A 9,280-nucleotide genomic window follows, 5' to 3' on the forward strand; every position below is an offset into this window, starting at 1 on the left:
TAATATATAAACTAATATTAGGAATTATTGTTTTCAAATGCTTGTTTATAAAAGAATTTTCATCACAAATGCGGAGCTCCCTGCCTTTTAGGGAACTGTTTAAGCTTTATGTTTAGAAAGATAGCTTCGTAAAACGCCAGTTTAAAGTGTCCACTAGTGTCAATTGATTACAATCTACAGGAAGTTCGGCGGCTATTTTAAGTACCTGCATGGCCATCATGCTTCCGATAATCCCTGGCAATGGACCCAGTACACCATTTTTATCACAGTTAGGTACTTGTTCCGATGGCGGAGCAGTCGGAAATAAATCCAGTAGATTTTTGCTGCCATTGTAATTAAATACGGCCAATTGACCCTCAAATCCATATATACTCCCATACACCAAAGGCTTGTTGAGTCTTAAACAGGTTTCATTGAGGAGATAACGCGTTTCAAAATTGTCGCAACAATCCACAATGATATCATAGGGTCGCAAGATTTCTACTGCATTGCCAGCATCTATTTTTAGCTGTAAGGGCCGGAAATCAATTGTACTGTTATGCTGTTGCATAAAGTCAGCAGCACTGCTGACTTTGGTTTTATGGAGCTGCTTTTCGCTATGGATCACCTGCCTGTTGAGGTTATGGAGTTCAACCTGGTCAAAGTCAGCCAGAGCAAGCTTACCAATGCCAGCAGCGGCCAGATATTGCAATACGGGACTCCCCAGCCCGCCGGCTCCAACAATCAGTACGTTGGCATTCATAATTTTTCGCTGCCCCGAGACACCAATTTCTTCGATAAAGATTTGTCGGCTATAGCGTTCGAAAATAAGATCCTCTTTCATCCATTTAACGAATTAGTCCTGAATATGTACTTTCCCAATCTTTCATTACCGGGGAATAGCCCATTTTTCGGATTTGATTTTTTATTGTCTCCATATCCCGCTCGTCGCTGACTTCAAACTGTTCCAGCGCTTGTGGGTCGACGACATAACCCCCAGGATTTGTTTTGGAAGCTGCACTCATTGTGGTTACCCCGATGGGGATAATATGATCCCTAAAACTTTCATTTTCCCGGGTAGAAATGGAAATCTCGAGATTTTCATTCCATAAGCGGTAAGCGCAAATCAATTGCAGCAGATGTTTGTCCGAAAGATGAAAATTTGGTGCAACTGAACCTACAGCTGGACGCAGCCGAGGAAAGGAAATTGAATATCGGGTTTGCCAATAGTTTTTTTGCAAATAGGAAATGTGGGCCGCCGTGAAAAAGCTGTCTACACGCCAATCCTCCAATCCGAGTAATACCCCCAATCCAATTTTATGAATGCCTGCCTGCCCGATACGGTCGGGGGTGTCAAGTCGGTAATCAAAATTCGATTTCTTGCCTTTGGGATGGTATTTCTTGTATACCTCCCGATGATAAGTTTCCTGATAAACTAGCACTGCATAGACTCCTGCGGCCTGTAGCAATTGATATTCTACCTGATCTAAGGGCTGTACCTCAATGGAAATCTGTGAGAAATGTGGTTTTAACAGCGCAATGGCCTGGAGGAAATAATTAACTTCCACGGTCTTGTTTGCTTCACCACTGACCAATAGTACATGGTTGACTCCCATGGATTTAAGCGCCATCGCTTCGAGCAACAATTCAGTATTATTGAGTGTTTTGCGCCGAATCTTATTGTCCATGCTGAACCCACAGTAGGTACAGATATTCTGGCATTCATTGCTAAGGTAAAGCGGTGCGTAGAGCTGTATGGTCTTGCCAAACCGCCGCTGCGTGACCTGTTGTGTCTTGACGGCCATCTGCTCCAGATAGGGTGTTGCAGCAGGTGAAATAAGGGCGATGAAATCACTGAGTGTCAAATGCTCTTTGTTTAATGCCCGACGTACGTCCTGATCGGACGTCCCATAGATCTTTGTTTGGACTTCTTCCCAACTGTATTGGTCAAGTATCTCTTTAAAATCAGTCATGGTTTTTGGATCAATCGAATAAAAATGAAGTTAGCGGACTTGAACTGACTGCCCGTGAAGTAATGGGGCCCAAACCTGCTTCATAGGCCATGCGTCCAGCGATGACTGCTTGCTTAAAAGCCTCAGCCATGTGCACTGGATTATTGGAAATGGCAATTGCGGTATTGACCAATACTGCATCGGCACCAATTTCCATGGCTTTTGCAGCATCTGAAGGGGCACCAATTCCGGCATCTACGACCACCGGCACATTGCTTTCTTCGATAATGATTTCCAGAAAATCCAATGTACGAAGCCCTTTGTTGCTACCGATCGGTGCCCCCAGAGGCATGACAACTGCAGTACCTGCGTTTTCCAGGCGTTTACAAAGTACGGGGTCAGCATGAACATAAGGCATGACCACAAAATCCAGTTTTGCAAGTGCCTCTGTCGCACGTAAAGTTTCAATTGGGTCGGGCAACAGATAACGAGGGTCAGGGTGAATTTCAAGTTTTACCCAGTTTGTTTCCAGGGCTTCCCTGGCCAGTTGAGCCGCTAAAACAGCTTCCGCCGCTGTTCTGGCACCCGAAGTATTGGGAAGCAAGTCTATTTTTGTTAAGTTGAGTACAGCAGTTAATTCGTCATCCGCCGCGAGCTGATCGATACGCTTAAGTGCAACGGTAACGAGCTGTGAGCCGGAAGCACTAACGGCGGTGCTCATTTCGTTCAAATTACCGAATTTGCCCGTTCCCATAAATAACCTGGATTCAAAGCTGCGATTTGCTATTTGTAATGTGCTCATGGTAAAAGATTTTTAATGGATGAAATAATGTTCGGTGTTTGAGTGACCAATCCTGATACTGCGACACCATAAACTCCTATCTGTGTTAAATGTTGGATATCTTCGAGACTGCTGATCCCGCCAATAGCGAATATCGGAACAGGAGGAAGCTCCTGCCTCCGGATTTCCTGGATGATATTTTCATATCCAGCTATACCCAACAGTGGACTGAGTTTTTGTTTTGTATACGTGTGCTTAAAAGGACCGAGTCCTATATAATCACATTTTTCTACTATTCGACGTTGTACATCTTCCAAGCTATTTGCTGTCCCACCTATAACTTTCGATGGTCCTAATAACTGGCGGGCCTCAGCTATACCGCAATCCGTTAAGCCTAGGTGTACGCCATCGACATCCAGTTCCTTGGCTAGTTTTACATGATCATTGATAATGCATTTTGCACCAAACTGTTGGCAAATATGTAATATTTGACTCGCAAGTAATGAAAACTCCGGTTCTTCCGCTTGTTTCCATCGGATCTGAATCCAGGTGGCACCGGCGTCCAATGCTTTAAGGATATTGTTCTTTTGGTCTGTCAGTGTCAGTCCCTGGGAGATATATTGTAATTTTTCGAGCATAGCTGTTTGCATGTTTTAAATTGTTGAATAGGGTCAGTATCCTGCCAGAGGGCGCCTAATAAGGCAATTCCATCGGCTCCCGCTTGGATGGGAAGTAGACAATTTGCGGTTGTTATTCCTCCCAACCCAATTAAGCGGACATCCAAATTGGTCCGCAAGGGAAGTTGATTCAAAAGGGCATTTTCTTGTCCATAACCTGCTTTAGAAATGCTTGGAAATAATGGACTTAAAAAGGCGTAATTCCATCTTTTATCCAAGGCATTGAACTGATTGATGTGATGGACCGAAGTCGAATAAATGTTCCCGAAATGCTGCCTGTTGAATGGGTCGCTTTGCCGAAGATGCGCATTGAAATGAATTCTGTTTATATGAAGTGCGTCAGACAGCCACGGATGGGAGTGGAGAACCAATCGATCATGGTATGTCGCATCTATGGATGCGACATACTGATACATTTGCTCATCCGTAAAATGATATTTGCGTAGATGCAGGAGATCAAGCCCATGTGCAAAGAGATGATGGATGATATTCATTTCTGAGGCAACTTCCTCCGCTGCTGTCAACGCAATAATCATAAGTAGATTTCCTTTCCTTGAGCGATGAATTCCTGCGATTTTTCCAACATGCCCTGTGCGGCAGTATCCCGGATTTCTTGTGTAATTTTCATGGAGCAGAATTTTGGCCCGCACATCGAGCAGAAATGGGCTACTTTGGCGGCATCCGCGGGTAGCGTTTCGTCATGGTATTCACGGGCAGTATCTGGATCAAGGGATAGGTTGAACTGATCCTCCCATCGGAATTCAAATCTGGCCTTGCTCAGAGCGTTATCACGGTACTGTGCCCCGGGGTGCCCTTTAGCGAGATCTGCAGCATGTGCCGCCAGTTTGTAGGTAATAACACCATCTTTTACATCTTTTTTGTTGGGCAGTCCAAGATGTTCTTTTGGAGTTACATAGCATAGCATGGCACAGCCATACCAGCCGATCATTGCCGCGCCAATAGCTGAGGTAATGTGGTCATATCCCGGTGCGATATCTGTGGTAAGCGGACCTAAGGTGTAAAATGGAGCTTCGTCACAACATTCCAGCTGTTTTTCCATGTTCTCTTTGATAAGTTGCATAGGAACGTGCCCCGGCCCCTCGATCATCACCTGTACATCATGTTTCCAGGCGATCTTTGTCAACTCACCCAAGGTTTCAAGTTCCGCAAATTGTGCAGCGTCATTGGCATCTGCAATAGCGCCTGGGCGCAAGCCATCACCAAGCGAGAAAGCAACATCATACTGCTTCATGATGTGGCAGATCTCTTCAAAATGGGTATACAGAAAGTTTTCCTGATGATGAAAGAGACACCATTTTGCCATAATCGATCCCCCTCTTGAGACGATACCAGTTACGCGCTTTGCCGTTAAATGAATATAGCGCAGTAGGACACCGGCATGGATAGTGAAATAAGATACACCCTGTTCAGCCTGCTCAATCAAGGTATCCCGAAAAATTTCCCAGGTAAGATCTTCGGCGACGCCTTTCACTTTTTCAAGCGCCTGATAGATTGGAACAGTGCCTATCGGTACCGGTGAGTTGCGGATAATCCATTCGCGGGTTTCGTGGATATTTTTGCCTGTAGACAGGTCCATGATGGTATCGGCACCCCAACGGCAGGCCCAGACTGCTTTTTCTACCTCTTCTTCAATGCTGGAGCTGACCGCACTATTGCCGATGTTGGCATTGATTTTTACCAGAAAATTACGACCAATAATCATTGGTTCACTCTCCGGATGATTGATATTGTTGGGGATGATTGCCCTACCGGCAGCGATTTCCTCACGGACAAACTCGGGTGTAATATATTTTCCGGTTGTTCGGGCGCCAAAGTTCTCCCCCGGATGCTGATGATCCATACCGGGTGTACTGTCGGCGAGTTGCTCGATACGTTGGTTTTCACGAATGGCAACATATTCCATCTCTGGCGTAATGATTCCTTTTCTGGCATAATGCAATTGCGTCACATTTTTTCCCTGCGCCGCAACCTTGGGTTTATGGCTGTAGGTAAAACGAAGTTCGTCCAATGTTTTATCCGCCAGACGCTCTTGTCCATATGTCGAGCTGATACCTTCCAGCTGCTGTACATCCTCGCGGTCCAGGATCCATTGTTCGCGAAGACGCGGAAGTCCCTTACGAATGTCAATTTCCTGTGTCCCGTCTGTATAAGGCCCTGAGGTATCATATATGGTGATAGGTGGATTCATTTCGATTTGTCCATTGCTCAATTTGGTGGGACTCAATGAAATCTGGCGCATGGCGACCTGGATAGGATAAAGCGTTCCTGGAACAAAAACCTTAATGGAATTTGGAAAAGCTGTCTGTGTGATTTTTTCTGATGTCATGTTAATGAGGAATTAGGTATATTGAATTGAATATGTTGCTATGAGTTTAACCACCTTGTGTAGCAGTGATGAGCAGGAGTTGGTCATTAGATTGTAAGTAGGTTTTGGACCAGTCATTTTTGGGAATAACCTGGTTGTTGAGCGCTACGGCGACACCTTGTGTTTTACCGGAAAGCTCAGCCTGTAAAAGATCGGCTAACGAGTTTGGTGCGGGGTCGAAAAATCGGATTTGATGATTGATTGTAAGTTCCATTCCTTTTTATTTTTTGTAAAACTTTAGGAATGGCCACAACAATATACAGTAATGTATTTGAAAGACGGCTTACTTTTCCCTACGCCAGTATGATCTGGATCAGGTTATAAGGGTAAAATCTCAGCCTGCAAATGCAGACACCCCTAAAGTTGGAACTAATATAGGACTATTTTGATGAAAAATCCAAAACATTAGCTTTAATTTTAAATACTTCGCCTAACACGACAGTACAGTTTACTATCTTGGAAATAATTAATATATTCGTTTTTGAATCGACTAAAACAATTTAACACCTTTTGTAATCTTGTTGAATTCATCGATGATTGCTCAGGATATGCATTCAATTCTATTGTGGGAGATACAAAAGGTCGATATGTATAAACTAAATATGCGAAAAATTTTACTGATGACAATGCTGGGTATGGGCACAGCCCTATATGCACAGCAGAAAAAAGAATGTCTCCCCGTTGCCCTCAGCTGTGAGCATCTCGCAAATCCAATGGGCGTAGATAAACTAAATCCTCGCCTAAGCTGGCAACTCGATGATAAACGACAGGGAGCAAAGCAATCTGCTTATCAAATTATGGTAGACACGGATTCAATGGCATTGGTGAAAAATAAACCCAGTAGCTGGAATAGTGGAAAGCAGTCAAATTCTATTATGTTGGTCCACTACAATGGGACGGTACTGAAACCGCAGACAAAGTATTTTTGGAAAGTCCTGGTCTGGGACAAAGACGGACATCCAAGTACGTCAACCATTGCCTCATTCGAAACAGGTATGATGGGGATAGAGAACTGGAAAGGGAAATGGATCAGTGATAACCACAATATCCATGAACAGGCGGCTCCCTATTTTAGAAGAGCTTTTAAAACAAGCAAAGCAATCAAGTCGGCCCGTGCTTACATCGCGGTAGCGGGACTCTATGAACTATCGGTAAATGGCAAAAAAATCGGCGACCACAGGCTGGATCCAATGTATACCCGATTTGATAAACGTACTTTATATGTGGTGGAAGACGTTACCCGGCAACTTCAACAGGGAGACAATGTACTCGCTATCGTCTTGGGAAATGGCTGGTATAATCATCAGCCTCTGGCTGTATGGAATTTCGACAAAGCGCCCTGGCGGGATCGTCCAACATTTTGTTTGGACCTGCGCATTGTCTATCAGGATGGCAGTGAGGAAACAATAAGTTCGGATCAAACCTGGAAGACTGCTGCAGGACCTATTCGCTACAACAATATCTATACGGGCGAACATTACGATGCGCGTCTGGAGGTACCGGGTTGGGATACCCCAACCTTTGACGATGCACAGTGGCATACCGTTCAGTATCGGAATCCTCCCTCCGTAAATATTGTCTCCCAGCAGACCGTGCCCATACGCCTGGTGAAATCCTACGACCCAAAATCAATAAAAAAGATTGATGACAGCACCTATGTCTTTGATATGGGGCAGAATATGGCCGGTGTGACAAAGGTCAAGATGCGGGGGAAAGCCGGGACTGTGATCAAGATCAAACATGGCGAACGATTGCATGCAAATGGACGCTTGGATCAGTCCAATATAGATGTTTATTATCGTGGGAATAAAGAGCTGGAACCCTTTCAAACCGATATCTTGACACTGAGCGGTAAGAAAGAGGATGAATTTATGGCAAAGTTTGGCTATAAAGGATTCCGCTACGTCGAAGTGAGCAGCAGTGAGCCGATCGTGCTGGATAAGTCGGCTGTTACGGCCTATTTTATGCATAGCGATGTGCGTCCTATTGGCCAGCTGACAACCTCCTCTGCGTTGATCAATGGATTATGGAAAGCAACCAATAATGCCTACTTATCCAATTTGATGGGGTATCCCACCGATTGTCCACAGCGGGAGAAAAATGGCTGGACTGGGGATGGTCACCTCGCTATTGAAACAGCTTATTATAATTTTGACGGTATTACAGTCTATGAGAAATGGATGGCAGATCATCGGGACGAGCAGCAGGAAAACGGTGTGTTGCCCGATATCATCCCAACAGGGGGCTGGGGTTATGGTACGGCAAATGGCTTGGACTGGACAAGTACCATTGCTATTATTCCCTGGCAGACTTATTTATTTTACGGTGATGCAAGCCTATTGGCTGACTGCTATGACAATATCAAACGTTATGTGGATTATGTGGATGAAATCAGTCCTACTGGATTGACGACCTTTGGCCGGGGGGATTGGGTGCCAGTCAAATCGCAGTCTAATCTTGAACTTACTTCATCGGTCTATTTTTATGTGGATGCGACGATCTTGGCTTCCGCTGCAAAAATGTTTGGCAAAACAGATGACCAGCAGAAATATGAACAATTAAGCCAAAAAATCAAAGATGCCATCAATGCCAAATTTTTGGATACCGCAAAAGGGATCTACAGTGCCGGGACACAGACAGAGTTAAGCGTACCTTTATATTGGGGAGTGGTGCCAGATGCGATGAAAGCCAAAGTCGCTGCCAACTTAAATAGGAGGGTAGAAGAGACCGATTTTCATCTGGATGTTGGCGTGTTGGGTGCAAAAGCACTCCTGAATGCATTGAAGGATAACGGTTATGGGGAAACGGCATATAAAGTTGCGGTACAGGATACCTATCCCTCCTGGGGCTGGTGGATTGTCAATGGGGCGACCACCTTACTCGAGAATTGGGATCTAAATGCAACGCGGGATATCTCTGACAATCACATGATGTTTGGTGAAATCGGGGGCTGGTTTTTTAAATCCATAGGCGGTATTTTGCCAGATTCGTCGCAGGCCGGTTTTAAACATGTGCTGTTAAAGCCTATTTTTCCGAAGGAGCTCAAGGAGTCTTCTGTTTCTTACAATTCGCCCTATGGAAATATTATATCCAGTTGGAAAGCGAGAGGAAACAAAGTCGAATATCAGATTGAGATACCCGCAAATGCCACAGCAACCTTTTATCCACCAGCGAATGTGCGCAATGGTAAGGCAATCCACCTGGAAGCGGGTCAGAACCGTTTAAATTTGGAATTGAAATAAAATATTCATATTATAGGCTTTTGGCTAGCTAAAGACTTTGGATTAAGTTCTGACCAACTTCGCACCAACTTCTGCACTTCATCGAGTGTTGCTCGGGATTTCATCGGGCCCTCCGGCTATTTTCTCGATGAAATCCCGAAGCGAACCCGATGAAAATTGCCGGAAAGGGCGAAGCTGATCAGAAGAAAGTTGGGAATTAATAGGAATAGGATATATAACAAGAAAAGCCCATCGACTGATGGGCTTTCTTGTACCTAGGGCGG

Annotated in this window: 9 protein-coding genes and 1 riboswitch; of the genes, 1 reads left to right on the forward strand and 8 read right to left on the reverse strand. The window is 44.7% G+C overall.

Translation table 11 applies throughout. The features are described from left to right. Positions 1 to 112 precede the first annotated feature (112 nt). Genes B4A24_RS12140 through thiS form a run of 7 tightly spaced genes read right to left on the reverse strand, consistent with a single transcriptional unit; the run spans position 113 to position 5,989 of the window. Positions 113 to 823 carry a HesA/MoeB/ThiF family protein gene (locus B4A24_RS12140; RefSeq protein WP_293945247.1) on the reverse strand — a complete coding sequence of 237 codons (711 nt, stop codon included), beginning with the start codon at positions 821 to 823 and terminating at the stop codon, positions 113 to 115. Between the two features lie 4 nt (positions 824 to 827). Beyond that, on the reverse strand, positions 828 to 1,952 hold the full coding sequence (gene thiH / locus B4A24_RS12145) for a 2-iminoacetate synthase ThiH (RefSeq protein ID WP_293945248.1): 1,125 nt from the start codon (positions 1,950 to 1,952) through the stop codon (positions 828 to 830). A gap of 10 nt (positions 1,953 to 1,962) precedes the next feature. Then, entirely contained in the window at positions 1,963 to 2,733 is a 771-nt protein-coding gene (locus tag B4A24_RS12150) for a thiazole synthase (protein ID WP_293945249.1), read from the reverse strand. Beyond that, positions 2,730 to 3,350: a thiamine phosphate synthase gene (thiE, locus tag B4A24_RS12155; protein ID WP_293945250.1), complete on the reverse strand. Its 621-nt coding sequence runs from the start codon at positions 3,348 to 3,350 to the stop codon at positions 2,730 to 2,732. The genes B4A24_RS12150 and thiE overlap by 4 nt, the downstream gene beginning before the upstream one ends. Next, positions 3,314 to 3,925 carry a thiamine phosphate synthase gene (locus tag B4A24_RS12160; RefSeq protein ID WP_293945252.1) on the reverse strand — a complete coding sequence of 204 codons (612 nt, stop codon included), beginning with the start codon at positions 3,923 to 3,925 and terminating at the stop codon, positions 3,314 to 3,316. The genes thiE and B4A24_RS12160 overlap by 37 nt, the downstream gene beginning before the upstream one ends. Continuing rightward, a complete protein-coding gene (thiC, locus tag B4A24_RS12165) occupies positions 3,922 to 5,736 on the reverse strand; it encodes a phosphomethylpyrimidine synthase ThiC (RefSeq protein WP_293945254.1) in 1,815 nt (604 codons plus the stop codon). The genes B4A24_RS12160 and thiC overlap by 4 nt, the downstream gene beginning before the upstream one ends. 46 nt (positions 5,737 to 5,782) lie before the next feature. Beyond that, the gene (gene thiS / locus B4A24_RS12170) at positions 5,783 to 5,989 is read right to left on the reverse strand and encodes a sulfur carrier protein ThiS (protein ID WP_172394380.1); all 207 of its coding nucleotides are present in this window, start codon (positions 5,987 to 5,989) and stop codon (positions 5,783 to 5,785) included. A 59-nt stretch (positions 5,990 to 6,048) separates the two neighbouring features. Beyond that, positions 6,049 to 6,144, reverse strand: a riboswitch (TPP riboswitch). A gap of 233 nt (positions 6,145 to 6,377) precedes the next feature. On the opposite strand from thiS, the gene B4A24_RS12175 reads away from it, so the two are divergent. Continuing rightward, on the forward strand, positions 6,378 to 9,017 hold the full coding sequence (locus B4A24_RS12175; protein ID WP_293945256.1) for an alpha-L-rhamnosidase: 2,640 nt from the start codon (positions 6,378 to 6,380) through the stop codon (positions 9,015 to 9,017). 78 nt (positions 9,018 to 9,095) lie between these two features. Here the strand turns inward: B4A24_RS12175 and B4A24_RS12180 are convergent. Continuing rightward, on the reverse strand, positions 9,096 to 9,280 hold a 185-nt coding region (locus B4A24_RS12180; protein ID WP_293945257.1), incomplete at its 5' end, for a hypothetical protein.

It is taken from the genome of Sphingobacterium sp. UBA7249, assembly GCF_002472835.1.
Lineage (GTDB): Bacteria > Bacteroidota > Bacteroidia > Sphingobacteriales > Sphingobacteriaceae > Sphingobacterium > Sphingobacterium prati.

Bases quoted from the DNA above. Each gene is read 5' to 3' on its own strand.
- thiS (WP_172394380.1), bottom strand. From the start codon at position 5,989: ATGGAACTTACAATCAATCATCAAATCCGATTTTTCGACCCCGCACCA.
- thiC (WP_293945254.1), bottom strand. From the start codon at position 5,736: ATGACATCAGAAAAAATCACACAGACAGCTTTTCCAAATTCCATTAAG.
- B4A24_RS12160 (WP_293945252.1), bottom strand. From the start codon at position 3,925: ATGATTATTGCGTTGACAGCAGCGGAGGAAGTTGCCTCAGAAATGAAT.
- thiE (WP_293945250.1), bottom strand. From the start codon at position 3,350: ATGCTCGAAAAATTACAATATATCTCCCAGGGACTGACACTGACAGAC.
- B4A24_RS12150 (WP_293945249.1), bottom strand. From the start codon at position 2,733: ATGAGCACATTACAAATAGCAAATCGCAGCTTTGAATCCAGGTTATTT.
- B4A24_RS12140 (WP_293945247.1), bottom strand. From the start codon at position 823: ATGAAAGAGGATCTTATTTTCGAACGCTATAGCCGACAAATCTTTATC.
- B4A24_RS12175 (WP_293945256.1), top strand. From the start codon at position 6,378: ATGCGAAAAATTTTACTGATGACAATGCTGGGTATGGGCACAGCCCTA.
- thiH (WP_293945248.1), bottom strand. From the start codon at position 1,952: ATGACTGATTTTAAAGAGATACTTGACCAATACAGTTGGGAAGAAGTC.